The 23,729-nt window shown below is 58.2% G+C and carries 23 protein-coding genes, 1 tRNA gene and 2 pseudogenes; 17 read left to right on the top strand and 9 right to left on the bottom strand.

The window, feature by feature from the left end; translation table 11 throughout:
- Positions 1 to 174: 174 nt before the first annotated feature.
- From ACZ1HM_RS03720 to ACZ1HM_RS03660, 13 genes are all read left to right on the top strand, one after another.
- Positions 175 to 816: a Rieske 2Fe-2S domain-containing protein gene (locus tag ACZ1HM_RS03720; protein WP_472741257.1), complete on the top strand. Its 642-nt coding sequence runs from the start codon at positions 175 to 177 to the stop codon at positions 814 to 816.
- Positions 813 to 1,655 (top strand): aromatic ring-hydroxylating dioxygenase subunit alpha, encoded by an 843-nt coding sequence (locus ACZ1HM_RS03715; RefSeq protein ID WP_472741255.1) that lies wholly within the window; start codon positions 813 to 815, stop codon positions 1,653 to 1,655. Before ACZ1HM_RS03720 ends, ACZ1HM_RS03715 begins: the two co-directional genes overlap by 4 nt.
- A complete protein-coding gene (locus tag ACZ1HM_RS03710) occupies positions 1,652 to 2,308 on the top strand; it encodes a glutathione S-transferase family protein (RefSeq protein WP_472741253.1) in 657 nt (218 codons plus the stop codon). Before ACZ1HM_RS03715 ends, ACZ1HM_RS03710 begins: the two co-directional genes overlap by 4 nt.
- The gene (locus tag ACZ1HM_RS03705; RefSeq protein ID WP_472741251.1) at positions 2,305 to 3,672 is read left to right on the top strand and encodes an amidohydrolase; all 1,368 of its coding nucleotides are present in this window, start codon (positions 2,305 to 2,307) and stop codon (positions 3,670 to 3,672) included. The genes ACZ1HM_RS03710 and ACZ1HM_RS03705 overlap by 4 nt, the downstream gene beginning before the upstream one ends.
- A gap of 24 nt (positions 3,673 to 3,696) precedes the next feature.
- Positions 3,697 to 4,800 (top strand): BMP family ABC transporter substrate-binding protein, encoded by a 1,104-nt coding sequence (locus ACZ1HM_RS03700; RefSeq protein WP_472741249.1) that lies wholly within the window; start codon positions 3,697 to 3,699, stop codon positions 4,798 to 4,800.
- A 2-nt stretch (positions 4,801 to 4,802) separates the two neighbouring features.
- Positions 4,803 to 6,314 carry an ABC transporter ATP-binding protein gene (locus tag ACZ1HM_RS03695; RefSeq protein WP_472741247.1) on the top strand — a complete coding sequence of 504 codons (1,512 nt, stop codon included), beginning with the start codon at positions 4,803 to 4,805 and terminating at the stop codon, positions 6,312 to 6,314.
- Positions 6,314 to 7,387: an ABC transporter permease gene (locus ACZ1HM_RS03690; protein WP_472741245.1), complete on the top strand. Its 1,074-nt coding sequence runs from the start codon at positions 6,314 to 6,316 to the stop codon at positions 7,385 to 7,387. The genes ACZ1HM_RS03695 and ACZ1HM_RS03690 overlap by 1 nt, the downstream gene beginning before the upstream one ends.
- Complete coding sequence (locus ACZ1HM_RS03685) at positions 7,384 to 8,295, top strand: ABC transporter permease (protein ID WP_472741243.1); 912 nt, start codon at positions 7,384 to 7,386, stop codon at positions 8,293 to 8,295. Before ACZ1HM_RS03690 ends, ACZ1HM_RS03685 begins: the two co-directional genes overlap by 4 nt.
- A gap of 151 nt (positions 8,296 to 8,446) precedes the next feature.
- Positions 8,447 to 9,631, top strand: coding sequence for a benzoate/H(+) symporter BenE family transporter (locus ACZ1HM_RS03680; RefSeq protein ID WP_472741241.1), 1,185 nt, complete (start codon positions 8,447 to 8,449; stop codon positions 9,629 to 9,631).
- 213 nt (positions 9,632 to 9,844) lie between these two features.
- Positions 9,845 to 10,858: an extracellular solute-binding protein gene (locus ACZ1HM_RS03675; protein WP_472741240.1), complete on the top strand. Its 1,014-nt coding sequence runs from the start codon at positions 9,845 to 9,847 to the stop codon at positions 10,856 to 10,858.
- Positions 10,859 to 11,072: 214 nt separating this feature from the next.
- A complete protein-coding gene (locus tag ACZ1HM_RS03670; RefSeq protein ID WP_472741239.1) occupies positions 11,073 to 11,225 on the top strand; it encodes a hypothetical protein in 153 nt (50 codons plus the stop codon).
- Positions 11,222 to 11,395: a hemin uptake protein HemP gene (gene hemP / locus ACZ1HM_RS03665; RefSeq protein WP_472741238.1), complete on the top strand. Its 174-nt coding sequence runs from the start codon at positions 11,222 to 11,224 to the stop codon at positions 11,393 to 11,395. Before ACZ1HM_RS03670 ends, hemP begins: the two co-directional genes overlap by 4 nt.
- Positions 11,396 to 11,487: 92 nt before the next feature.
- Positions 11,488 to 11,745: a DUF1289 domain-containing protein gene (locus ACZ1HM_RS03660; RefSeq protein WP_472741237.1), complete on the top strand. Its 258-nt coding sequence runs from the start codon at positions 11,488 to 11,490 to the stop codon at positions 11,743 to 11,745.
- 89 nt (positions 11,746 to 11,834) lie between these two features.
- Here the strand turns inward: ACZ1HM_RS03660 and ACZ1HM_RS03655 are convergent, their stop codons facing one another.
- From ACZ1HM_RS03655 to ACZ1HM_RS03635, 5 genes are all read right to left on the bottom strand, one after another.
- Positions 11,835 to 12,305, bottom strand: a complete 471-nt coding sequence (locus ACZ1HM_RS03655; RefSeq protein WP_472741236.1) for a Dps family protein — start codon at positions 12,303 to 12,305, stop codon at positions 11,835 to 11,837.
- Positions 12,306 to 12,416: 111 nt separating this feature from the next.
- Positions 12,417 to 12,839, bottom strand: coding sequence for a hypothetical protein (locus tag ACZ1HM_RS03650; RefSeq protein WP_472741235.1), 423 nt, complete (start codon positions 12,837 to 12,839; stop codon positions 12,417 to 12,419).
- A 247-nt stretch (positions 12,840 to 13,086) separates the two neighbouring features.
- Positions 13,087 to 13,163 (bottom strand) — tRNA-Arg (locus ACZ1HM_RS03645).
- Positions 13,164 to 13,223: 60 nt separating this feature from the next.
- Positions 13,224 to 13,688: a GNAT family N-acetyltransferase gene (locus ACZ1HM_RS03640; protein ID WP_472741234.1), complete on the bottom strand. Its 465-nt coding sequence runs from the start codon at positions 13,686 to 13,688 to the stop codon at positions 13,224 to 13,226.
- Positions 13,676 to 13,987 carry an ETC complex I subunit gene (locus ACZ1HM_RS03635; protein ID WP_472741233.1) on the bottom strand — a complete coding sequence of 104 codons (312 nt, stop codon included), beginning with the start codon at positions 13,985 to 13,987 and terminating at the stop codon, positions 13,676 to 13,678. Before ACZ1HM_RS03635 ends, ACZ1HM_RS03640 begins: the two co-directional genes overlap by 13 nt.
- Positions 13,988 to 14,176: 189 nt before the next feature.
- Here ACZ1HM_RS03635 and uvrB point away from each other — a divergent pair.
- Positions 14,177 to 16,383, top strand: a pseudogene (uvrB, locus tag ACZ1HM_RS03630) (excinuclease ABC subunit UvrB).
- 64 nt (positions 16,384 to 16,447) lie between these two features.
- On the opposite strand, the gene ACZ1HM_RS03625 reads toward uvrB, so the two are convergent.
- Complete coding sequence (locus tag ACZ1HM_RS03625; RefSeq protein ID WP_472741232.1) at positions 16,448 to 16,867, bottom strand: hypothetical protein; 420 nt, start codon at positions 16,865 to 16,867, stop codon at positions 16,448 to 16,450.
- A 296-nt stretch (positions 16,868 to 17,163) separates the two neighbouring features.
- On the opposite strand from ACZ1HM_RS03625, the gene ACZ1HM_RS03620 reads away from it, so the two are divergent.
- Together ACZ1HM_RS03620 and ACZ1HM_RS03615 are read left to right on the top strand one after the other, a co-directional pair.
- A complete protein-coding gene (locus tag ACZ1HM_RS03620; RefSeq protein ID WP_472741231.1) occupies positions 17,164 to 17,598 on the top strand; it encodes a hypothetical protein in 435 nt (144 codons plus the stop codon).
- A gap of 182 nt (positions 17,599 to 17,780) precedes the next feature.
- Positions 17,781 to 18,449 (top strand): hypothetical protein, encoded by a 669-nt coding sequence (locus ACZ1HM_RS03615; protein WP_472741230.1) that lies wholly within the window; start codon positions 17,781 to 17,783, stop codon positions 18,447 to 18,449.
- A 38-nt stretch (positions 18,450 to 18,487) separates the two neighbouring features.
- Here the strand turns inward: ACZ1HM_RS03615 and ACZ1HM_RS03610 are convergent.
- The 3 genes and pseudogenes from ACZ1HM_RS03610 to ACZ1HM_RS03600 form a co-directional block, all read right to left on the bottom strand.
- Positions 18,488 to 20,775 (bottom strand): annotated as a pseudogene (locus tag ACZ1HM_RS03610) (glycosyl hydrolase family 28-related protein).
- 311 nt (positions 20,776 to 21,086) lie between these two features.
- A complete protein-coding gene (locus tag ACZ1HM_RS03605; protein ID WP_472741229.1) occupies positions 21,087 to 21,488 on the bottom strand; it encodes a DUF4864 domain-containing protein in 402 nt (133 codons plus the stop codon).
- Positions 21,489 to 21,548: 60 nt separating this feature from the next.
- Complete coding sequence (locus ACZ1HM_RS03600) at positions 21,549 to 23,132, bottom strand: lysine--tRNA ligase (RefSeq protein ID WP_472741228.1); 1,584 nt, start codon at positions 23,130 to 23,132, stop codon at positions 21,549 to 21,551.
- Positions 23,133 to 23,254: 122 nt separating this feature from the next.
- On the opposite strand from ACZ1HM_RS03600, the gene ACZ1HM_RS03595 reads away from it, so the two are divergent.
- Positions 23,255 to 23,677: a tellurite resistance TerB family protein gene (locus tag ACZ1HM_RS03595; protein WP_472741227.1), complete on the top strand. Its 423-nt coding sequence runs from the start codon at positions 23,255 to 23,257 to the stop codon at positions 23,675 to 23,677.
- Positions 23,678 to 23,729: the final 52 nt, after the last annotated feature.

Genomic DNA, 23,729 nt, shown 5'->3' with positions numbered 1-23,729 from the left:
CATTTCGTCCCTGCGCTTGTCTGGAGGAAAGCCGCCGTTTGGCTGTTCTGGGCTGTACAGGATTGAGGTTGCCGCCTTTGCTCGTGTGGGTTTGGAATCGATGCCGCACCACACAAGCCATCAGGGCTGTGTGGGACGCCAGATGGTCCAACTGGGGATAGGAAATACACGAATATGGCTGCCGAAACCGACGCTGGATGGGTGCCAATCGCAGTGTCAGCCGACATACTAGATGGGACAGTTGTGCCCGCCAGGTTGCCGTCAGGCCCGATCGCAGTGTGGCGGTCAGCCTCCGGTCAACTTTTTGCAAACGGAGATCGCTGCCCCCATCGCGGGATGCGGCTGTCGCATGGGTTTGTACGCGGTGACACGCTGTCGTGCATCTATCACGGTTGGCGCTTTGGCACGGATGGGGCCTGCCAGAAAATTCCTGCTCATCCCAATGTTGTCCCACCAAAGACCATCAACTGCGGGCCCCTGCCCGTGGCCGAAGTCAATGGCGTGGTTTGGGGGGCGGTGAGCCCGCCAGCGCAGGCTCCCGTGGCGTTTGACGGATATGTGGCACTGCGCAGTCTGGTGATGCAGGCGACCGCCGCGCAGATTACCAAAGACAGCGCAGGCGCTTCGATTGAGGGGGCCATCAAGATTAACCTTGATGGACATGACGCGCTGTTGCTGATGAACACTTATGGGCCACAGGACACCTTTGTCGTTGTTCTGGTTCCAACAGATTTGAGCCTGCAAGACCGTCTGGCCGTATCAACCGCCTGCGAAGCTTTGCGTCGCCGCGTCGAAACGATGGAGGATGCCGCATGACAGCTGACGCAATCCGTGACGCCTGGTATCCGGTCGGCCTGCTTTCACAGCTTTCATCTGAGGGGAAAGACAGCCTGCTGCTGGGCGAAGAGATCACCGTTTACGGGGCCGCGGATGGAACAGGCACAGTAACCAGCGGTGGGCGCGCATTGCCCGTGGTTGCGCGGTTCGGTCATCTTTGGACCAGTCTTGGCACCCCGTCCAAAGACCTTTTCACGATACCTGAGACGGATCATGCAGAACGCAGGCTGGTGGATGTGGGGGTTGTTCGGGTCAAATGCTCGCCCTTGCGCGCGGTAGAGAACTTTCTCGATGTCGCGCATTTCCCTTTTGTGCACACCGACATTTTGGGGGCAGAATCCCATCCAGAGGTCAGCGAATACAAGGTTGAGATCCGCGACGACGTTGATGAGGTTTGGGCCACCAAGGTCGAGTTCTATCAGCCGCAAGCCGCCAAATCAGCCGGTGGCGGAATCACCACGGAATACATGTACCGGGTGCCTGCGCCGACTTGCTCCATTCTATACAAGACCTGCCCGCCACGACCTGGCGAGTGGGACGTGATTGCCCTTTTCGTCCAACCCCTGACCGAAGATTTATGCGATGTCTGGCCTTGGATGGCGCTTTTTGATGATGAAAGCTCCATGACGGATCTGATCCATTTCCAGCAGCTGATCTTCCTGCAAGACCGCTCCATTTTGGAAAACCAAATCCCTAAACGGCTGCCACTTGATCCAGCGATGGAAACACCGACGCGCGCAGATCTGACATCGGTGGCTTACCGGCGCTGGCTGAAGCGGCACGATTACACCTACGGTGCACAGTTGGTGGCCGGATGATCCTGTATGATTATATCCTGTCGCCGAGCTGCTATAAGGTTCGGCTGTTGGCCTCCCTTCTGGGTGTGCAGCTTGATCTGCGCCCAGTTGATTTCCATCCCGGGCGGGAACACAAAAGCCCCGCGTTGTTGGCGTTGAACCCCGCAGGGGCCATTCCGATCCTTGTTGATGGTGATGTGGTCCTGACGGAAAGTGCGGCAATGCTGACCTATCTGGCGGCCCAGCACGGCCCCAGCTGGCTGGCCCAGGACACCCCCAAGGACCAAGCAACGCAACAGCAGTGGTTGGCCTTCTCTCACCGGCTGACTGGCACATTGGGCGGTGCGCGCCTGGTTGAAATGTTGCACGCCAAGGGCGATCTGGAGGCGCTGCAAACGGGCGGTGTCGCTGCCCTGCGCGAACTTGAGGCAGCGCTGGTTGCCCGGCGGCTTGCGGGCGGGGTGTTTTTGGTGGGCGACACCCCAACGGTGGCCGATATCGCCTGTTTTCCTTATGTGGCGCTGGCACCTGATGGCAGCGTGTCTTTGGATCCCTACCCCTCTATTCGGATCTGGATGCGCGCGATCCGCGCGCTTGCGGGCTTTATAGAAATGCCCGGCATCCACCGCCTGCATGAGCTGGCACCAGACCCTTTTGCGGATAGCGCGACATGACCGGCGTGTTGTTGAAAAACTGTGCGGCGGTTGTTGTCGATTATGGCCGGGGTGCCGAGGTGTTGCGCGATGTTGATCTGCTGACCGAAGGGCCTGCGATTAAGGCGATTGGCCCGAACCTACAGGCACCCGGTGCCACGATCAAAGACGCCTCCGGCTGGTTTGTCTATCCCGGCCTGATCAACACCCACCACCATTTTTTCCAGACCTTTGTGCGCAACCGCGCCGATCTGGATTGGACCAAGCTGGCCGTGATTGAGTGGCTGGATATGATCTATCCCATCTTTTCGCGTCTGACGGAGGACTGCTTTTACCACTCGTCTCTCACCGCGATGGCGGAGTTGATCAAACATGGCTGTACCACCGCGATGGATCATCAGTATTGCTTTCCCCGCCACGCGGGCAAAAAGCTGATCGACCGCCAGTTTGAGGCGGCTGAGTTGCTGGGCATGCGCTTTCACGCCGGGCGCGGCGGCAACACCCTGCCAAAATCCGAAGGATCAACCATCCCCGATGAGATGCTTGAAACCACCGACGCGTTCATCTCTGACTGTGAGCGGGTGATTGACGCCTATCATGATCCGGCCAAGTTCAGCATGCGCCAGGTGGTCGTAGCCCCCTGCCAGCCAGTCAATTGCTACAAAGAAACGATGGCGCAATCCGTGGCCCTGGCCCGCGACAAAGGTGTCGCCCTGCATACCCATGTCGGCGAAGGCGAAAGCCCCGTGATGGAGGCGCGCACCGGCCAGCGCACGGTCGCATATCTGGAAGACATGGGGTTTGCGGGCCCGGACACGTTCTATGCCCATTGCTGGGAGTTGACGGGGGATGAGCTAAAACGCCTTGCCGCAACGGGCACCGGCGTGTCCCATTGTCCCGAACCGGTCTATCTGGTCGGGGCTGAAATTACCGACATCCCGGCGATGGAAGCGCTTGGGGTGCGGGTCAGCCTTGGGGCGGATGGTGCTGCGTCCAATGACAACTCCAACCTGATGCACTGCGTACACTCGGCCTACATGCTGCAATGCCTAGCAGCCAGCACGCGCCAGCACCCGGTGCCTGCCCCTGCAACCTTTCTTGAGTATGCCACCAAAGGCGGCGCGTCGGCGCTGTGCCGGAGTGACATTGGCCACTTGGCGCCTGGCATGGCTGCGGATCTTTTTGCAATTGATACCCGCCGGATGGATTACGTCGGCACCCGGCACGACCCGCTTAGCCTGATCCCAAAAGTTGGGATCGGCAGCCCCACAGACCTGACCATGATCAACGGCCGCATCGTGTGGGAAGGCGGTGCCTTCACAAACGTAGACGAACGAGAGCTGTTCCAGAACGCGGAACAGGCCCTTGCAACACTTGACGCTTAAACCTGGACGAAAGGGAACTCATCCATGACCAACAATTTCAACCGAAGAAATTTCATCGCTGGCGCTTCCGTCGCCACGATGCTTGCCAGTGTCGGCGCGCAAGTCAAAGCCGCCACACCAGAAGACCCGTTGATCGTCACGCTGATCATCCCATCGCCGGTGGCGGACGTGGGCTGGGGCCACGCTTTGTTTGAGGCGCTGGAAACCGTCAAAGCCAAATACGGTGAGGCGATGCAGCTGTCCGTGGTTGAGAACATCTTTGAAGGCCCCGATGCGGACCGCATCATGAACAAGGCAGTGGCTGAGGGTACGAAAGTGCTGGTGGCCGGATCCTTTGGGTATCAAAACGGTGCGATGCAAATCGCTCGCCGCAATCCGGATGTGACGGTGCTGCACGCCTCTGGCTTTATGGTGGCCCCCAATTTCTCACCTTTCGCAGCGCAATACAGCCAAGGCACCTATCTGATGGGCATGGCCGCGGCGGCACTGTCGAAGACGGGCAAAATCGGCTCTGTTTCGGCCTTTGCGATCCCTGAGTTGATCACCTCGCTGAACGCTTTTGTGTTGGGTGCGCAGCGCATCAACCCTGACATCGAATTGTCCGTCGTTTGGCTGAACTCCTGGTTCGACCCGGCCAAAGCGCAAGAAGCAACAGAGGCGCTGGTGGCACAAGATTGCGACGTGCTTTTCTCTAACGCGCAGGACACGCCATCTGTGGTGGCCAAGGCCGAAGAGCTGGGCGTCTATTCCTTCAACCTCAACTCCTCCATGAAGGCCTATGCCCCGAAAACCTATCTGGGCTGCGTGCTGACGGATTGGTCGCCCTTCTTTGCTGCCTCCATCGACGCGCATCTGGCCGGAAACTTTGAAGGTGCGAATGCCTTCCTGGGTGTGGGCGATGACGTAGTGAAGGTTGTCGATTGGAGCCCTGACATCCCCAAAGATGTGATGGACCAGATCATGGCAGTCGAAGCGTCAATCGCAGACGGCTCCTTTTCACCCTTCACCGGCCCGATCATGAAAGCGGATGGGTCCGAAGGCGTGGCCGCAGGTGTGACCATGACCGACGCCGAGGTGATCGGCATGGATTGGCACGTCAAAGGTGTCACCACACCGCTGCCCGGTTGATCATGACCCAGCCGCTTCTCTCTTTGCGGGGCGTTACCAAACGCTACGGCCCGGTTCACGCCAACTCTGGCGTGGACCTGGATGTGATGCCCGGTGCCATTCACGCAATCCTAGGAGAGAACGGCGCAGGCAAATCCACCCTGATGAAGCTGATCTACGGGGTGGAAACGCCTGATGAAGGCACAATCGAATGGCAGGGCGCGCCGATAGAAATTGATGCGCCCGCCGTTGCCCGCCGGTTGGGGATCGGCATGGTATTTCAGCACTTTTCCCTGTTTGAGACCCTGACCGTTGTTGAAAATGTCTCCCTTCTGGTGCCTGGCACCAAGAAAGAACTGACAGAGCGGATCGTGAAACTGGGCCGTGAATTTGGGCTTGAAGTGGATCCGCTTGCCCATGTGCATGCGCTTTCAGTGGGGGAGCGGCAACGGGTTGAAATCATTCGCTGTTTGCTGGCAGACCCCAAGCTTTTGATCCTGGATGAACCCACGTCCGTGTTGCCGCCGCAATCAGTAGAGCTTTTGTTTGACACCCTGCTGCGCCTGTCCGCGCGGGGCGTTTCCATCCTCTTTATTTCGCACAAGCTTGAGGAAATTCGATCCATCTGTTCCCACGCCACCATTTTGCGCGGGGGCAAGGTGACCGGTAATGTGACCCCGAAAGAATTTGACGCCCATGCGCTGGCCACCATGATGATCGGACAGGACATGCCGCATCTTTCGGCGGCAGCAGACGTCGAACGCGGCCCGCTGCAATTGGAGCTGTCAGGGCTGTCGCTTGCCTCTGACGATCCGTTTGGTGTGTCCTTGCAAGATATCTCATTGCAAGTTCGGGCAGGTGAAATCCTGGGCATTGCGGGCGTGTCCGGCAACGGCCAGTCAGAGCTTGCTGCCGCCATCTCAGGTGAGACCCCTCTGCCCAAAGCGCTGCAGGGAAGCCTTTCAATGCTGGGCCAAGACGTAAGTGCGCTGAACCCCGCGGCGCGGCGCAAGCTGGGCTTTGCCTTTGTGCCTGAAGATCGGCTGGGCCAGGGGGCCGTGCCCGAGCTGTCGCTTGTCAAGAATTCCATCCTCACCGCGCACCGTCACGGCATGGTGCGCCGGGGTATGATCCGGCGTCAAAGGGCCGACGACTTTACCCGCGATTGCATCGCCACAAACGATGTCCGCACCCCCGGTCCCGGTGCCGAAGCCGGATCGCTGTCTGGTGGTAACCTGCAAAAGTTCATCATCGGACGTGAGTTAATGCTGGAGCCCAAACTGCTTTTCCTCAACCAGCCGACGTGGGGCGTGGACATCGGCGCCGCGACCGCCATCCGCAAAAGACTGATTGAACTGCGCAATGCAGGCTGTGCGATACTGATCATCTCAGAAGAGATGGAAGAGCTGTTTGAGCTGACCGACCACATGCAAGTGCTGAGCGAAGGCCGCTTGAGCGCGCGGTTCAAGACCAGTGAAACCAGCCCCGAAGACATCGGCCGCGCGATGATTGGTGCAACTGAGGGCGCAGCATAGTGGCATTTCCTAAACTCGTCCGGCGCGAACGCGCCTCCCTGCCCGTGCTCATCGCCGCCCCCTTTGTGGCCTTGGCGATGGCAGCGCTCAGCAACCTTGTCCTTTATGCCGCCATTGGTGTGAACCCGCTGGCCGTGTTTCAGGCGATGCTGATTGATCCCTTCACCAGCTATTTCTCCTTCTCGGAAATCCTGCTTAAGGCCGCCCCTTTGCTGTTGATCGCGCAGGGCCTTGCCATCGGCTTTCGCGCAAAGATTTTTAACATCGGCGCTGAGGGGCAGTTTGTCTTAGGCGCCATCTGCGCCTCGGCCATCCCCGTCTATATGCCGCAAGCCAGCGGATTTTGGATTTGGCCCACGATGATGGTGTTCGGGATGCTTGGCGGTTTGGCCTGGGCCTCTATCACCGCGTTTTGGCGGGTACGGCTGAACGCCAATGAAATCCTGGTGTCCCTGATGCTGTCGTTTGTGGCGCTTCAATTGCTGAATTACCTGCTGCTGGGGCCTTGGAAGGATCCGATGGGGTTTAACTTTCCGCAATCGGTGATGTTCCAGTTTGATGCGCTTTTGCCCATCCTTTTGCCCGGCACACGGGTCAACATCTCGCTGATCCTGGCGCTTTTGATCTCAATCGCTGCGTGGTTCTTTGTGCAGCGCAGCTTTGCAGGCTACCGGCTTGAGGTAGGCGGGCTGGCGCCCAATGCAGCGCGCTATGCGGGGTTTTCACAAAGCGGCGCGATCTGGCTGTCGCTGCTGATCGGAGGGGCCGCTGCCGGGCTTGCGGGGGCTGCTGAGGTTGCAGGGCCTGTCGGGCAATTGCAGCGCTCCATCTCAACCGGATATGGCTATGCCGCGATCATCGTGGCCTACTTGGGCGGGTTGCATCCCATCGGGATCATCTTTTCTGCATTCCTTCTGGCGACCCTCTACATCGGCGGTGACAACGCAATGGTGTCCGCCGGCTTGCCCATTGCCGCGGTCAACGTCTTTCAGGGCAGCCTGCTCTTGGCTTACCTGATCGCGGTGACCTTTGTGCGCCGCAAACTTGTCTGGCCTCAAGGAGCGCGCGCATGACGGCCATCTCATTCATTCTGGCCGGTATGCTGGCCGCCGCGACACCCTTCCTGTTGGCCGCCTTAGGCGAGCTGGTCGCCGAACGCTCAGGCGTTTTGAACCTGGGCGTGGAAGGGATGATGGCCTTGGGCGCCGCCGTCGGCTTTATCACCGTCTATTCCGGCGGAGGCCACGTCATGGGCTTTGTCTTTGGTGGCCTCAGCGGCATGACACTGGCGCTGCTGTTTGCCTTTGTGACGCTGGGCTTGCACGCCAATCAGGTGGCAACCGGTCTGGCCATCGGCATTCTGGGCCTTGGCTTGTCTGCCTATTTTGGCAAACCCTTTGAAAGCTTTACCGTCAGCAGCGTCGGCAAGCTGGCCGTCCCAGGGCTGTCGGATCTGCCCGTGATTGGCGGGCTTTTCAAACAAGACATCGTGGTTTGGCTGTCGCTCCTGTTCACACCAGCCCTCTGGTATGTCCTGAAACGCACCAAACTTGGATTGCTGCTGCGTGCGGTGGGTGAAAACCCCCATGCGGCCAGCGCGATTGGCTACAACGTAATACTGATCAGGCTCTGTGCTGTGGGGTTTGGCGGGTTGATGGCCGGGATTGCGGGGGCCTATGCCTCAACCATCTACACCCCGCTTTGGGCCGACGGCATGATCGCCGGACGCGGCTGGATCGCGGTGGCGCTGGTTGTGTTCGGCACCTGGATGGTGGGCCGCGTCTTTCTGGGGGCGTGTCTTTTTGGTGCTGTGTCCTTAGGTGGGATTGCCGCGCAAACTGTTGGGCTTGCCATCCCGTCACAGCTTTTGGCCAGCATGCCCTATATTGTCACCATCGTGGTGCTGGGCATCATTTCATCCAACAGACGTTTAGTGCGCCTGAACGGCATCGCCTCATTGGGTGAGCCTTTTGAGCGCTGACAAGGGGTCGGGACGCGCCGATCTTAGGTGATTGCGACCAAGAACCGTCGTCGCACTTAGCCCTCAAGATCCGCCACCTGACCCACTGGACCTGCCCAGCGGTTCATTGCACTGTCCGCGCGAACCACCACAGGCCCGGACCCCTGACCTTATGCGCCATCCGCCGACGCTTCCTGCTGTATCTATGGGCCTTTTGGCGGCCTTCGTGGGGTATTCAGCCTCTTTCGCGATTGTCCTGGCGGGACTGCGGGCCATGGGAGCAAGCGATGCCCAGGCCGCCACCGGGCTTTTCTTTGCGACACTTGGCATGGGGATATGCAGCATCTGGCTGCCCGCGGTAACCCGCACGCCAGCGGCGGTGGCCTGGTCCACACCCGGTGCCGCCTTTTTGGCAGCAACAACCATACTTCCCGGCGGCTTTGCAGAGGCGGTGGGTGCGATGATTTACTGCGCGGTACTTATCGTGCTGACAGGGTTCATCCCCGCCTTGGGGCGCGCCGTTGCGGCCATACCCAAACCTATCGCGAATGGGTTGCTGGCTGGTGTCCTGCTCAAACTGTGCTTTGCCCCGGCTATGGCAATGGGCACAATCCCTTTGCTGGTTTTGCCGGTCCTGCTGGCCTGGCTGGCCGGATTGTGTTGGAACCGGCTGGCCGCGATGCCTTGCGCTGTGGTGGCGTTTCTGGCCGTCCTCTATTTCGCTGTAGACAGCGGTGATAGTGCGATACCCGCTGACGCAGCCTGGCTGCCCACTTTTGCGATGGTGCCGCCGATATTCACCGTGCAATCGTTTTTCTCAGTAGCTGTGCCGCTTTATCTGGTCACCATGGCCGGGCAGAACATCCCCGGCTTCGCTGTGCTAGAGCTCAACGGCTACCGCGTCGCGCGCCAAGCGCTTTTGCGTAAGACCGGGGTGATGAGCCTTGCGATTGCGGTGTTTGGGGCGGTGCCGGTGAACATGTCGGCCATCACCGCCGCCATGATGGCAGGAGAGGACGCGGGGCGCGCGCCCGAAGGACGCTTCTGGGCGGCGATCACATCAGGGGTGGTCTATGTCTTGCTGGCATTTGCAGCGGCCCTTGTGATTTTCTTGGCCAATCTTGCCCCCATCGCATTGATCACCGCCGTGGCGGGTTTAGCACTTGTGCCAGCCTTGGTCGGATCCATTTCGGCGGCGTTCAGCACGCCCACGCAGCTAGAGGCGCCCGCCCTCACCTTTTTGATCGCCGCCAGCGGCATGACCCTGTTCGGGATCAGCGGCGCGTTCTGGGGTGTGCTTGCCGGATCTGTCATTTGGGCCGCAAAGGCCGCGACAGCTGGGCGGGGACCGGCGTAGCCCTTTCCGTTACCATTGGCAGCCGCAAGTTCGTTGGATGGCGAAACGCCCGCGCATTGCGTCGATAGAGCACAATGGCACGTCGCTCTGTGGCTGCCGTCCTTTTGAGCGCCTCAAAATTTTCCCGACTATTTTTATCGGATTCTTCTTGATAATCGCTCGCATTCCTGTAATTGAGCAAAACAGTAAAGAATTCCATCCACGGAGATCCCAATGACCGTCAAGACATCCATCCTCGCATTGGCTACCGCCGCATTGGCCGTGCCGGCCTTTGCCGACGGCGAGCTGAACCTCTATTCCTCGCGCCATTATGACACCGATGAGCGGCTCTATTCGGACTTCACCGAAGCCACCGGCATCAAGATCAACCGCATCGAAGGCAAAGCCGATGAGCTGATCACGCGGATGGAAGCCGAAGGGGCCAACTCTCCAGCGGATGTCTTCCTGACCGTGGACACCGTGCGCATCACCCGGGCCAAAGAGCTGGGCCTGCTGCAATCCATCGACAGCCCCACGCTGGAAGCCAAGATCCCCGCCTACCTGCAAGACGAGGACAACCAGTGGTTTGCGTTTTCTCAGCGCGCGCGCATCCTGTTTTATGACAAGAACGACGTGGCCAACCCACCTGCCACCTATCAGGACCTCGCCAAGCCAGAGTACGAAGGCATGGTCTGCATCCGTTCGTCCTCCAACGTCTACACCCAGAACATCACCGCAGCGCTGATTGCGCATCTGGGTGAGGACGCGATTGGCGATTGGGCCAAAGCTGTGGTCAGCAACTTCGCACGTGACCCACAGGGCGGCGACACCGACCAGCTGCGCGGCATTGTGTCGGGGGAGTGCGACATCGCGATGTCCAACACCTATTACTTTGCCCGCGCCCTGCGCAAAGACGTCTCTGGCCTGTCCGCAGACATCGGTCAAATCGGCTGGGTCTTCCCCAACCAGAACGACATCGGCGCGCATATGAACATCTCTGGCGGCGGTGTGGCAGTGAACGCGCCCAACAAAGACAACGCAGTGAAGTTCCTGGAATACCTCGCCTCTGAGCAGGCGCAGGAATATTTCTCAGCCGGCAACGATGAATACCCCGCCGTTCCTGGCATCGGCCTGGCCCCTTCCGTGGCTGAGCTGGGCATCTTCCGCCCCGACGCGCTGGAGCTGTCTGACATCGCGGCCAACATCGGTGCGGCTCAGAAGGTTCTGAATGACGCTGGCTGGAAGTAATCCTACCCTCCCTCCCAAACCGAAGGCGCGCCAGAAATGGCGCGCCTTTTTTTGCTTTGCCTCAACCGGCAAAAAACCGCGTCCGGATGCACATTTAATTTCCTATTTAATTTGTCAGGATTGACTAATCCGACAAATTCAATCAACAATAAGAAGTCGAGTCTCAGCCAACCCGCGTGGGCAGCCCGGACCTTTGCTTAGGAAGGAAAAGCGCATGGCACATCGCACCGCCCCGCAGAACGAACCCCTCATCCGCTGTGAAAAGCGCCCCTGTCGAAAAGAGCTGCTGTTCGGCGCCCTGTCTGGGTTGTTCTCAGCAGAGCAAGAGCTGGAACTGTTTTTGGATCGGCTGGAGCGCGTGACATGAGCTTTATGACCAACGTGCCAAAATCCACTCGCGCTCAGGTCACGCAAGAGGTCGATACCTACGACGCCCGCGATCTTGTTAAGGACGGCGTACAGGCTCGCATCTTGCTGGACGACCAAACCTATTTCCTGCGCATCACACGTGCGGGAAAACTTATCCTGACGAAATAGACGCCCCGCAACACCAAACGCCACTGCCGCATAAGACCACCCCACCCAGCACCCGCAGGCCGCAAGGCCCCGCACATCCCGCAAGGTATACCATGGCCAAAACCCCTAGCCCCTGCATCGACGTTTGCAAGTTCAAGCGCGAAGGACATTGCATCGGCTGTTCGATGACCAAGGCGCAAAAGTCGCTGTTCAAGCAATTGAAGAAGGACAAACACCGCGACGCTTTTGTTGAGATGCTGGTGGGCCAGCAGTCTCGCCTTGGCAAGTACCGGCATTGGGCACCGCAGTACTTGCGCAAATGCCTCAAGAAAAAAGTCAAGCCAATCTCCGCGGTGCGGGACGTGGCTTGACCTTCATTTCAGTTGCTGCCGCACTTCCTGGCGTCCTATGTCGGATGCTGGGTGGCGTGGTGGCTCCCTAAGTCCGCAGACCTGAGGCGCTACGACAGATGCGCGCGCAGGAACCAGGCAAACTTCTCATGTTCCTGACCGCGTGCGATGCAGAGGTCTTCGGTCAGCGTATCGCCATGATCCGCCGCCAAGGCACCGGTGGCCGCCAAGGTCGCCGCGAGGGTCTCTTGCGCCTCCTGCATCGTCTTGATCATCACCTGGTCCGTGGCATGGCCGTCATGCTCAGCGATCTTGGAGCGCTTGATCATCCCCGCCAACGTGCCTTCGGCATGACCGTCCAGCGCTTTGATGCGTTCCGCCAAATCGTCCTGCGCGACAAAGTGGTCCTCATAAATCTTCTGGAACAGATCATGCAGGGGGCCAAAGGCCATCCCGGTCACATTCCAGTGGAAATTCTGTGCCAACATTGTCGTCACAGCGGTTTCTGCGACGGATTGGTTAAGTGCGTCCGCGATGGCGGACCGTGCGTCTGTGGATAACGCGACTGCTGTTTGGGTCATGTGCAGCTCCCTTAATTGCTAGGTTTTAGTCGCTGGCTTGCACCGTGCTGGCTGGCGTTGCTCTATAGATAGGCACACCAGCGCGAGAGGCAAGAAATTTTTAGAACAATTCTAATTCAGGGCAAAATCTTGGGCAATCTGACCGATAAGAAAGCGGATCAATCGCCTGTTTTCAAAGGCCACACGCGATCCAAGCAGGAATGTCACGCTGTCTTCATCGGATCTGGCGCAGGCCTGGCCTAGCTGGCTGAGCCAGCGTTCATCAAACGTCAGTTCTTCGACACCTGGGGCCAAGAGCCGGGCAGGTTTGCCCAAAGCCTCTTGCAGGCACCGCATCAACGCTTCTGCATATGCCATGCGTGCGGCCCCTTTGTCGGCCGTCAAAAGGGCGCAAGCCTCAAACAGATCTGCGCGGGGTTTGACCCGGCACTGCATCGCAACAAACCGCAGGTGGTTGAGGAAGGCCATGGCCTCATCCGACGCCTTCGCCGGAGGGGCGATGCAGAACTGGTTCTCAATTCTCAGCGGCTGCATGGCTTTAGACTTTCACTTGGGTCGAGACGGGTACATTTGCCCCCTCTTTCCTGAGTATATTTATAGGGTATCCGAGATTCCTCAAGGGTAGAGCATAGTTTTTAGGTAGTATTTCAGTGAGTTTGGAGTGGCCGACAACTGCCACGAAGGCGTTTGAACACCTTCTGACGATCCTGAAAAAGACGACGGGACGGCTTGCACCGCCGCTTCACCCCACCCGTTGAGGCGCAAACCGAACGAAGTTGGATGGCGATCCCTGAAGGACTCGAACCCTCAACCTGCTGATTAGAAGTCAGCTGCTCTATCCAGTTGAGCTAAGGGACCGCTGCGCTGGTTGTCCCTGATCCCATGCCGCTTGGCAAGCCTCGATCAGCGCCGGGTGGATCAAACGGTGCGGGTCATGAAAACGCTTAGCGGGTCGACCTTATAGTCCCCAAACGGCGGGCAATCTGTGAAGCCTGCGCTGTGATAAAGCTGGCGCGCGGGGGTGAACATCTCGGCGGTGCCGGTCTCAAGGCTCAGCCGGTGCAGGCCCTGCCGTTTAGCCTCGGCCAGCAGGGCCTCCAGGATTTTCCGTGCCACGCCTTGGCCGCGCGCCTCAGCTGCGGTGTGCATGGACTTCAGCTCCCCTTCGCCGGCGGCGATCTGTTTGATCGCACCGATCCCCAACAGCTGATCACCGCGCCGCACGCCCAACAGCGTCTCGCCCTGCGCACCAAAGTTGTCAGGTGGCGTTACGTGACAGGATTCCTCAGGCGATCCCGCGCGCATCATCTCAAAATGGCGCACCAAAAGCGCGCGCACATCCGGCGTTGCCGGGTCTTCGAAGGCGACCGCTAGTGCGTCCATGCCCCGCGCCGGCCGGTTGCGAAATTCTCACCGTATCCGCCCGGGCGGATGTTGGGCTTGCGCTTGTTTGGCGCATGCACCTGTGCGTCGATGCCATTCTCTTGGGCGTATTCCAGTGCGGCCTCTTTTGTGTCGAACTTCAACCGCACCTGCGCCTGCGTATCTGCCGACGACGTCCACCCCATCAAAGGGTCTACTTCCCGCGCTGAGGCCGGCGCATATTCCAGCACCCAATCGTTGGTCTTGGCAGTGCCCGATGACATCGCTGTCCGGGCCGGTTGAAAGATGCGTGCACGCATGGCTGTCTCCTGTGGCTGTCTTCTATATGCAGTGCGGGCCAGCGCCACGCAATATGGGAATTGGGCCCAGACCCCTTTGCGTGGGGCCGATGATGCAAATGCATCCGCTTGCTGCCAAAGACTGTCAGCATCCCCTCTTGAAGTCACCGCCAAACATGACACCTTTAACGCCTATCCAAGAGGTCCCCCATGCCCCACGCCCACACAGACACTGCTGAGCTTGAGCCGATCCTGTCCAACCCCGCGCCCGACGTGCGCAGCCGGGAGAAACTGGAAGGCGGCAAGGTGTTCAAACTCCAGACAGAGTTTGAGCCCGCAGGCGACCAGCCCACCGCGATCAAAGAACTTAGCGCCGGTGTTTTGGACGGGGACCGCGATCAGGTGCTGTTGGGGGCCACGGGCACGGGCAAAACGTTCACCATGGCCAAGGTGATTGAACAAACCCAACGCCCCGCCATCATCCTGGCCCCGAACAAGACCCTGGCCGCCCAGCTTTATGGCGAATTCAAAGGCTTCTTTCCTGAAAATGCCGTCGAGTATTTCGTCAGCTACTATGACTATTACCAGCCCGAAGCCTATGTGGCGCGGTCCGACACCTATATTGAGAAAGAAAGCCAAATCAACGAACAGATCGACCGCATGCGCCACTCTGCCACGCGGGCATTGTTGGAACGGGACGATGTGATCATCGTGGCGTCCGTGTCTTGCATCTACGGCATCGGCTCGGTTGAGACCTACGGCGCGATGACCCAAGACCTCAAGGCAGGCGGCATCTATGATCAACGCAAGGTGATCGCCGATCTGGTCGCCCAGCAATACCGCCGCAATGACCAGGCCTTCCAACGCGGCGCGTTCCGGGTGCGCGGCGACTCGCTTGAGATTTTCCCCGCCCACCTCGAAGACCGCGCCTGGCGGCTAAGCTTCTTTGGCGAGGAGCTGGAGAGCATCACCGAGTTTGATCCGCTTACCGGTGAAAAGACCGATACGTTTGACCAGATCCGCGTCTATGCCAACTCTCACTACGTGACGCCCAAACCGACGATGCAGCAGGCGATCATCGGTATCAAAAAAGAACTGAAGATCCGGCTGGATCAATTGGTCAGCGAAGGCAAACTGCTAGAAGCGCAGCGGCTGGAGCAACGCACCAACTTTGATCTGGAAATGCTTGAGGCCACCGGCGTCTGCAACGGGATTGAGAACTATTCACGCTACCTCACCGGCCGCGCCCCGGGGAGCCGCCGCCCACCCTGTTTGAGTTCATTCCGGATCATGCCATCGTCTTTGCCGATGAAAGCCACGTCTCCGTCCCACAAATTGGCGGCATGTACAAAGGCGACTACCGGCGCAAATTCACGCTGGCCGAACACGGCTTCCGCCTGCCCTCTTGCATGGACAACCGCCCCCTGAAGTTTGAGGAATGGGACGCGATGCGCCCGCAGTCTGTCTTTGTCTCGGCCACGCCTGCGTCCTGGGAGATTGATCAAACCGGTGGTGTCTTTACAGAACAGGTCATTCGCCCCACCGGCCTGCTTGACCCAGAGGTTGAGATCCGCCCGGTTGAGATGCAGGTCGATGACCTTCTGGATGAGGTGCGCAAAGTGGCCGCTGACGGCTACCGCACGCTCTGCACCACGCTGACCAAGCGCATGGCCGAAGACCTCACGGAATATATGCACGAACAGGGCATCCGCGTGCGATACATGCACAGCGATATTGATACCATCGAACGCATCGAAATCCTGCGCGACCTGCGTCTGGGGGCCTTTGACGTGCTCATTGGCATCAACCTCTTGCGTGAAGGCCTCGATATCCCTGAATGCGGGTTGGTGGCGATTTTGGACGCGGACAAAGAGGGCTTTTTGCGCTCAGAAACCTCGCTCATTCAGACCATTGGCCGCGCGGCGCGCAACGCCGAAGGCCGCGTGATCATGTATGCCGATTCCATCACCGGCTCGATGGAGCGGGCGTTGGCCGAAACCAACCGCCGCCGCACCAAACAGATCGCCTATAATGAAGAGCACGGGATCACACCGGCTACGGTCAAAAAGAACGTCGAAGACATTCTGGCGGGTCTTTATAAGGGCGACACGGATCAGGCGCGGGTGACCACCCAGATCGACAAAAAGATGGCCGGATCCAACATGCAGGCGGTTCTGGATGGCCTACGCGACGACATGCGCAAGGCCGCTGAAAACCTGGAATTCGAAGAGGCCGCGCGCCTGCGCGATGAAGTCAAACGTCTGGAGGCCGTCGACCTTGCCATCGCGGATGACCCGATGGCCCGTCAGTATGCGGTGGAAAAAGCGGTTGAGGACAGCCAGGCAAAGTCAGGTCGGTCAACAATGGGCCGCGGCGGGATGCGCGGTGGGGTCAAGCGCAGGAAGAAGGGGCGTTAACCTTCTCGCTAACGAGGCGAAGTCGAGATTTCTTGTTCTTTTGCGTCAGGCCCCGCGAACAGACTTATCGCGAGTTCTGGGGGTTGTCTTTTGCGGAGGGCGTTTGTTCTAACAAATGCAAATCAATGTGTTGGGCATTATCAACAGTTTCGTTGATCATCGCGATAATCATGGCATGAAACTTCTCAGCTGTGAAGTTTGCTCCAATTGCCCGATAATGGTCCAACACTGATGTACTATCGAGAAAATCTATCGGTATTCGATTGAGCGCCGCGTTGAAGGCAGCTATCCCGCGCGCATTTGCTCTGCCAGTAAGCACATAGCGATGGGCCACCAAATCACCAATAATTGCAAGCCTATCGTTTTTCCTTCTTTCCGCCATTTGGGCTCTACGTTCTGCTCGATCCCGCCAAATCTGATAAGCCACCGCTAAAATAGACGCTGCGAGACCCGAAATAACGGCTAACAGTAGTGGGTCATCCATACTAGTCTTCCCAAGTTCTTGGCCTCTGAAATGGAGGTGCCGTCTTTTTTCCAGATCAGCGCTTCCGGGAAATCATCTATAGGGTGTGCGCTGCGCCCTGTAAACAATCTTAAAGAACATCATGAACTAGGGTGCCCTATAAGCGAGCAATCGACTTGTTTTCAGCACAATGGACGCTTGAAAAGTTTTACAGCAGCTAGCAGCACTTAGTCGACGCGCAGGATGCAAGTGCTATGTCTAAAGGGGCAAAACACAGTCTGGTGGTAAAAAAGGACGAATAATTGGTCTATTCGAAGATGAAACCATCACTAGTGCTAGTCGCCGCCCTGCTTTTGGCAAGCCCTGCCGCCGCGTGGGAGTTCACCCCCGGCACGCCCTGCCTGCTCACCCATGACGCAGGAAGTGTTCAGGTGGAGCTGACCTATGATCCCACAGCACCGCTTTACACCATCTCGATCACCCGTGATGTCCCGTTTCAACCTAGCCCCTCATTCGTGATGCGCTTTATCGGCCCCTTCGGGCTGAGCATCGGAACCGATCAGCACAGGCTAAGCAACGAAGGGCGGACAGTCACTGTCGCTGACGTGGGCTTTGGGAACGTGTTGAACGGCATGCAATTCAACACAGCCGTCTCTGCCAGTCTTGGCGGGCAAAGCATCACCTTGCCGCTGAACGGTGCCGCTGATCCCGTCGCCGCCTTTCGGGCCTGTGACGTGGTGCCAAGCGTCTAGCCAAGCGCGCGAAGCCTTCAAAGGCTTCGCTGCGTTTCCTTTAAAAGAAACGCCCCTCCCCCAAACCGTTGCCACACCACAACAAAGCGGGGCTCCCCTGCCCAGCACGCGCCACGCGTTAACCATTTGTTTACACTTTGCCGCCGATTCTTGCGCAAAAACATCGAGCAGCAGGATAAAACATGCCCCGGATCATCACGCTTTGCCTGGCACTTTGCTGGGCCAGTTCCGCCGCCCATGCTGGGGCCTGGCTCCGCGAGCAGGGCACCGGCTTTGCCTCCCTGTCGTTTGGCATCAGCCAGTTCTCAGAAACTACCAACGCCCTCTACCTTGAATACGGCCTCTCAGACAGCACCACCATCGGCCTCGACATCAGCGCCTTTACCAACAGCCAAAATGTCCGCAACGGCCTTGGCACGCTCTTTTTCCGCCGCGCCCTGGGATCAACGCAGAACCGCAACAAATTCGCCTATGAGATTGGCCTGGGCGGCCTGTGGGGCAATGACATGCAATTGCCTGTCGTTAAAACCACGCTGTCCTGGGGCACCGGGTTTGAACAGAACGGATCCACCGGCTGGATGACGATGGACCTGTCTTATGTGCATGAACCGCGCATGGGGCAGGACATCATCAAGCTGGACGGCACGCTTGGCCTGGCGCTGAACCCCATGCTGACGGGCCTGATCCAATTCACTCTGTCAGAACAAGACGATGACGCCTATGGCGCGGTTGAACCGTCGCTCTTGTTCCGCCCCAAGGGACGCGCCTTTGACATCAAGATCGGCGCAGAAATCCCTTACGGCGAAACCGAAAAAACAGCGCTAAAGCTGGGCCTTTGGCGGCGGTTCTAGGGCAGAACTGCCGGTCAGGCTTCACCGCCCCCACCCCGTTATCGCGCGTCCATCCGCACGGTTGCCATCACCCGGCCCCGCACCGCTGTGGGCCAGACCAGCTGCACCTGATCCCGGTCCGCGCCCTGCCCGATGTCCACATAAGGCATATCATACTGGCGCACGTTATTGGCATTTCGAATGCCACCAATGGGTATCACACTGTCCACCCCGCGCGTCTCTCCGCCAAAAGGCAGAACCCCACCGACGTCAATCATCCAAGCGGTGTCTTCATCCGCTTGTGTGAAATCAATAATCGCCGGGCTGGAGACCTGAGCATCAATCCCCAGATAGGAATTCGCCGTCATCACCACATTCCGACACCGCGACATATCCAAGGGCGCAAAGCTTGTGTCCACCCGGTCAACACGGTCAATATTCCCATTTAACGTCCTGAACCGGTTCCCGGTGATTGTCACCCCATTCAGAAAATGCCCCGTCCCGTAAGGTTTCACCACAATATAACTGGTCCAGGGGGCCACATCCCCCGACAGGAACATGTTGTCCGTCACATTCAGGGCGCTGAAGGAAAAACCGCTGGTGAAATCGGGTGAGGGATCATGCTCATTCGTCCATTCGATAAAGCAGTTGTCGATGTAGTTGTTCGAAATGACCGTCCCTGGCGCATTCGTGGCCAGGATAATCCCCGCAGATCGGATGCCATCCACCACGCTATCGCCTTGGAAGAAATGGTTGCCGGTGAAGATATTGTTCGCACCGCCCAACAGGCCAAAATGGCGAAACCGTGTGGCCCGGTTGTTGCGGATTTTTGCATCATTGGTGTTGGTGTTAAAGGCGATCGTTCGCCGTGCAGGCACCGCCAGATCATCCTCAGCCGACAGGAATTGGCACTGATCGACCAGCAGCCCCTGACACCCGGTGCCGATTGAGGTGATGCCGCGGTCCGCCGGACGGCTGATAAAGCTGTCTCGCAAGGCAAAGGTGATCCCACCACGGGCCAGCATGATACCACTGCTGCGCCCATTACACTGCAGCTCGACATTGGCCAAGTTGAACTTGGACAGCGCCGTGAACCCGCTGAAATCCAACAAATACTTGAACCGCCGGAACGTGAAGGTCTGCGTGCCTTCGGCATCGAAAAGCGGTTTGCTCAGCGTGATCTCTTGTCGCGCCACATCGACGCTTTGCACATAAACCTCGCGGCCCACGCCATTCCCTTCAACCAATGCGCCCACAGGAATGCCGCCTGCGTTGGAGACATTTGCCAAGGTCCGACTGCTGCTTGTCGCGTAGGTCGCCGATGAGGTGATCACGTCCGTGTCCCAGGCCGCAGATTCCGCAGCCTCCAACTGCCCGTTTTTCACCACCCGCCGGGTGGCATAAGAGGTGCGGTCCGGCACCGCTGCCTGCAAATCAATCGGCGCCGTTACATTGATCTTGCGCCCCCCATGTCCAAAGCCTCATGATCGGCATTGTTCAACAGCGCCTGAAACGCCTTTTTGAAGGCAAGCTCTTCATCCTCAAACGCCTCAATATAGGTGGGCAAATCGAAGTTGCGCCGCAACAACAGCACCGCGTCATCGGGCATGCTGACCCGGCCCTCAAATTTCACTGGCGTGTCGATCGTGATATCTGTGTTCAGACGAAAGACACCCTCAGGAACAAAAACTGTCCGACCGTTTGCGGCCGTATTGGCCGCTTCAAAGGCACTTGTGTCATCCGTGTTGCCATCCCCAACCGCGCCGTAATCCGTGACATCCACCTGGCTGATCATGTCCCGCAGGAACACCGCCGTGACATCTTCAATCGACAGATCGTCCACCCGGATGATCCCGCCATTGGGCCCCACCAGATCCAGACCGAAATGGCCATAAACCGGCTCCGTGCCCCAAATCAGGTTGACCCCACCGCGTGCACCCGTCCCGACAATCGCGCTGATCTCGACGATCTCGCCGTAATTCTCCAACGTCGTGAAAAACGCAAATTCCTGAAGCCCGGTGACCCGGCTCCCATCACCGCGTGCCGGATATCCTGCAATCCGCACGGATGGCAGATTGCCACTGATCGCCTTCACCCGCGCGGAAATGCGCAAATAACACCCCGGCTGCAACGGCGTTTGCCCCATATAGCGCAATTGCTGCGTGTTCTGCGTCTTAAACAGCTCCAACGCGCCGCCAAAATCCTGATCGGCCGCTACCAAAAGCGCATTCGCGGCGTTGTCATAGGTGTCGGACCCCGGCGTGCCATCCCCGCTGGACCATACATCCAACCCATCGGTGAATGGCGGCGGTGTCAGCACCAAACCTTCTGTAATCGCTTTGTTCATTTGCCGGTCCCTTTCCATTGCGGCGCTCGGGACAGCGCCTGTCGGTCAGGGGAAGTATCAACCCACGGTTAAGGCCACCTGAGGCAGCCGTGCGCAGCCAGCGCAACATGCCGCTTGCAGCACTTGTTGTTGCGAACACCGTTGGCGGGATCGTTTGAGGCACGGACAGATTAAGTTTTAAGGGAAAGATGAAGCGCGACGGGGTCTCTTCATCTTTCCCCTAGAACTCAAAAGCAACCCCTCAAAGAAGGGCTACGCCTGCGGGAAGAGAGGGCGTCAGCCAGCTTTAAAAAGCAAAAAAGGCGCGCTTTCTACGCGGTCGCCTCCGGCACTTTCAAAACCTGCACCCCACCAATGCGCCACCCTTCGGGCGTTTCCTGCATCCGGTACAACAACAGATGCCTGCGCCCTTCTTGGTCGATGATCTGCACCTTCTGCCAGTATTCCGCACCGCGGTCCTCCAGCTCAAGATAATCCACCTCAGCGGGCCTCCAAACCATCGGATAGCCCTGCGTCACCATGCGCTGAAAGTTCTGGGGGCTTTGAAACAGCCGCCTCAAGCTGGGCGTCGCGTAGGTAAAGGCCTGCTCAAAGTCATCGGCCTTGAACGCCTCAATCTGACTGTTGATCGTGCCTTGGATGTCGCTTTGCTGCGCGCTCGCGGCAACCCCAAGCCCTAGTGACAGTACCAACCCCAAAAACAGCCTCAGCATCACGCCTCTCTTTGTCTGACAGACAAAGACGTAAGCCGATGCGCTTTCAGGGCAAGCCGGTCACCCGTTCAAGAGCTTTCCCGCCAAGGCGTCATCAATCAGTGCGATCGTCTCATCCACGCCGTAAAGCGCGATAAACCCGCCAAAGCGCGGCCCCTGGCTCGCCCCCAACAGCACCTCATAAAGCGCCTTGAACCAATCGCGCAGCGGATCAAAGCGTTCTTTGCCCACCGCGAAGACCATGCTTTGCAACTCTTCTGCGTCAAGCCCGCCGTCCCAGACCGACAGTTTCTCACGCAACTCTTCCAGCGCTTCGCGCTCCAAGGCGTTTGGCACGCGGAACACTTTCTGCGGCTTCACAAAATCATTGTAATAGCGCACCGCATGCCCCGCCGCCGCATCCATACCCGGATGCGTCTTAGCGCTGGCCTCTGGCGCATAGCGCTGAATGAACCCCCACAACTGTGATTTGTCCTCAGCGCTTGAGACAGAGGCAAGGTTCAACAACATCGAGAATGGCACCACCATATCCGAGCGTGGCACATCACCCCCATGAATATGCCACACCGGGTTCGCCGCCCGCTTCGCTGGGTCATCAGCATCGTGATAGGCCCGCAACTGCTGGTGATATTCATCGACCGCTTTGGGGATCACATCAAAATGCATCCGCTTCGCCGTCTTGGGCTTTTGATACATGAAATACGCCAAGCTTTCGGTGCTGGCATAGCTTAGCCATTCATCAATAGAGATGCCGTTGCCCGAAGACTTGGAAATCTTCTGCCCATTCTCATCCAAAAACAGCTCATAGCTAAAGTGGTTCGGCTTCTTGCCGCCCAATATCTCGCAAATGCGGTCGTAGATCGCCGTGTTGGTGGCATGTTCCTTGCCGTACATCTCAAAATCGACGTCCAAAGCGGCCCAGCGCGCGCCAAAGTCCGGCTTCCACTGCAGCTTTACGTTCCCGCCGGTCACCGGCAACGTCCACTCTTTGCCATCCTCATCATCAAAGGTGACCGTATGGTTCACCCCATCCACATGTTTCATGGGCACATACAGCACCCGGCCCGTCTCAGGATGAATGGGCAGGAAAATCGAATAGGTGGCCGCACGCTCTTCGCGCAGCGATTTCAGCATCACCTTCATCACATCATCATACCGCTCAGCCGCGCGCTTTAGGATCTCATCAAACTGACCGGACCGATAGAATTCACGCGCAGAATAGAACTCATACTCAAACCCAAAGGTGTCCAGAAACCGGCGCAGCATGGCGTTGTTATGATGACCAAAGCTCTCATACTCGCCAAAGGGATCCGGCACAGAAGTCAGGGGTTTGTGCATATGCTCGGCCAACATCTCTTGTTGGGGCACATTGCCCGGCACTTTACGCATGCCGTCCAGATCATCTGAAAAACACACCAACTTGGTGGGGATGTCCGAAATCTCTTCAAAGGCGCGCTTGATCATCGTGGTGCGCAGCACCTCCCCAAAGGTCCCGATATGCGGCAAACCGGAAGGGCCATAACCCGTTTCAAACAGGACATAGCCCTTTTCAGGCGGCGCTTTCTGATAGCGTTTGAGCACCGCGCGCGCCTCTTCAAAAGGCCAAGCCTTGCTTGTCAACGCAGCGTCACGAATATCAGACATGTGGATCATCCATTTTCTGCCGATCAAGCACCCCATGTGCCCCGGCTGGGCTGCTACCTATTGCGTCCCCATTGGTGCGTCAATATTCTGCACTGACACAGAGTTTTTCCAGGATCTGATCGATGAACGATGACCTTTCCCAATCCCTGAGCGCACAGGATTGCCTTGTGGCCCTCATGGTCGCCGTTTCCGCATCAGATGAAGACATTCGAACGGCTGAGTTGATCAAGATCCAATCGGCGGTCAACATGCTGCCGATCTTCGCCAGCTACGACAACGACCGCCTAAGCGTGATCAGCAAAACAGTCTTTGACCTTTTCGAACAAGAAGACGGGCTTGATGCGCTCTTTGGCCTGATCCGCGACGCGCTCCCAGACCGGCTTTATGAAACCGCTTACGCGCTGGCCTGCGATGTGGCCGCCGCTGATGGCACGCTTGACGAGGCTGAACTGCGTCTTTTGGAAGAAATCCGTTATGAGCTGAACCTCGACCGCCTGCACGCCGCCGCGATTGAGCGCGGCGCCCGCGCGCGCCACCTCAGCTAACGCCCGCCACGCAAAACAAACCCTCCGGGGACCGCGCCCCTGCGCTTCATCT

Source organism: Sulfitobacter sp. GN1-4, assembly GCF_055693825.1.
This window is presented reverse-complemented; position numbering and strand designations above follow the sequence as displayed.

Excerpts from the sequence above, each read along its gene's own strand:
- ACZ1HM_RS03720 (WP_472741257.1), top strand. The coding sequence starts at position 175 with ATGGCTGCCGAAACCGACGCTGGATGGGTGCCAATCGCAGTGTCAGCC.
- ACZ1HM_RS03715 (WP_472741255.1), top strand. The coding sequence starts at position 813 with ATGACAGCTGACGCAATCCGTGACGCCTGGTATCCGGTCGGCCTGCTT.
- ACZ1HM_RS03710 (WP_472741253.1), top strand. The coding sequence starts at position 1,652 with ATGATCCTGTATGATTATATCCTGTCGCCGAGCTGCTATAAGGTTCGG.
- ACZ1HM_RS03705 (WP_472741251.1), top strand. The coding sequence starts at position 2,305 with ATGACCGGCGTGTTGTTGAAAAACTGTGCGGCGGTTGTTGTCGATTAT.
- ACZ1HM_RS03700 (WP_472741249.1), top strand. The coding sequence starts at position 3,697 with ATGACCAACAATTTCAACCGAAGAAATTTCATCGCTGGCGCTTCCGTC.
- ACZ1HM_RS03695 (WP_472741247.1), top strand. The coding sequence starts at position 4,803 with ATGACCCAGCCGCTTCTCTCTTTGCGGGGCGTTACCAAACGCTACGGC.
- ACZ1HM_RS03685 (WP_472741243.1), top strand. The coding sequence starts at position 7,384 with ATGACGGCCATCTCATTCATTCTGGCCGGTATGCTGGCCGCCGCGACA.
- ACZ1HM_RS03680 (WP_472741241.1), top strand. The coding sequence starts at position 8,447 with ATGCGCCATCCGCCGACGCTTCCTGCTGTATCTATGGGCCTTTTGGCG.
- ACZ1HM_RS03675 (WP_472741240.1), top strand. The coding sequence starts at position 9,845 with ATGACCGTCAAGACATCCATCCTCGCATTGGCTACCGCCGCATTGGCC.
- ACZ1HM_RS03670 (WP_472741239.1), top strand. The coding sequence starts at position 11,073 with ATGGCACATCGCACCGCCCCGCAGAACGAACCCCTCATCCGCTGTGAA.
- hemP (WP_472741238.1), top strand. The coding sequence starts at position 11,222 with ATGAGCTTTATGACCAACGTGCCAAAATCCACTCGCGCTCAGGTCACG.
- ACZ1HM_RS03660 (WP_472741237.1), top strand. The coding sequence starts at position 11,488 with ATGGCCAAAACCCCTAGCCCCTGCATCGACGTTTGCAAGTTCAAGCGC.
- ACZ1HM_RS03655 (WP_472741236.1), bottom strand. The coding sequence starts at position 12,305 with ATGACCCAAACAGCAGTCGCGTTATCCACAGACGCACGGTCCGCCATC.
- ACZ1HM_RS03650 (WP_472741235.1), bottom strand. The coding sequence starts at position 12,839 with ATGCAGCCGCTGAGAATTGAGAACCAGTTCTGCATCGCCCCTCCGGCG.
- ACZ1HM_RS03640 (WP_472741234.1), bottom strand. The coding sequence starts at position 13,688 with ATGGACGCACTAGCGGTCGCCTTCGAAGACCCGGCAACGCCGGATGTG.
- ACZ1HM_RS03635 (WP_472741233.1), bottom strand. The coding sequence starts at position 13,987 with ATGCGTGCACGCATCTTTCAACCGGCCCGGACAGCGATGTCATCGGGC.
- ACZ1HM_RS03625 (WP_472741232.1), bottom strand. The coding sequence starts at position 16,867 with ATGGATGACCCACTACTGTTAGCCGTTATTTCGGGTCTCGCAGCGTCT.
- ACZ1HM_RS03620 (WP_472741231.1), top strand. The coding sequence starts at position 17,164 with ATGAAACCATCACTAGTGCTAGTCGCCGCCCTGCTTTTGGCAAGCCCT.
- ACZ1HM_RS03615 (WP_472741230.1), top strand. The coding sequence starts at position 17,781 with ATGCCCCGGATCATCACGCTTTGCCTGGCACTTTGCTGGGCCAGTTCC.
- ACZ1HM_RS03605 (WP_472741229.1), bottom strand. The coding sequence starts at position 21,488 with ATGCTGAGGCTGTTTTTGGGGTTGGTACTGTCACTAGGGCTTGGGGTT.
- ACZ1HM_RS03600 (WP_472741228.1), bottom strand. The coding sequence starts at position 23,132 with ATGTCTGATATTCGTGACGCTGCGTTGACAAGCAAGGCTTGGCCTTTT.
- ACZ1HM_RS03595 (WP_472741227.1), top strand. The coding sequence starts at position 23,255 with ATGAACGATGACCTTTCCCAATCCCTGAGCGCACAGGATTGCCTTGTG.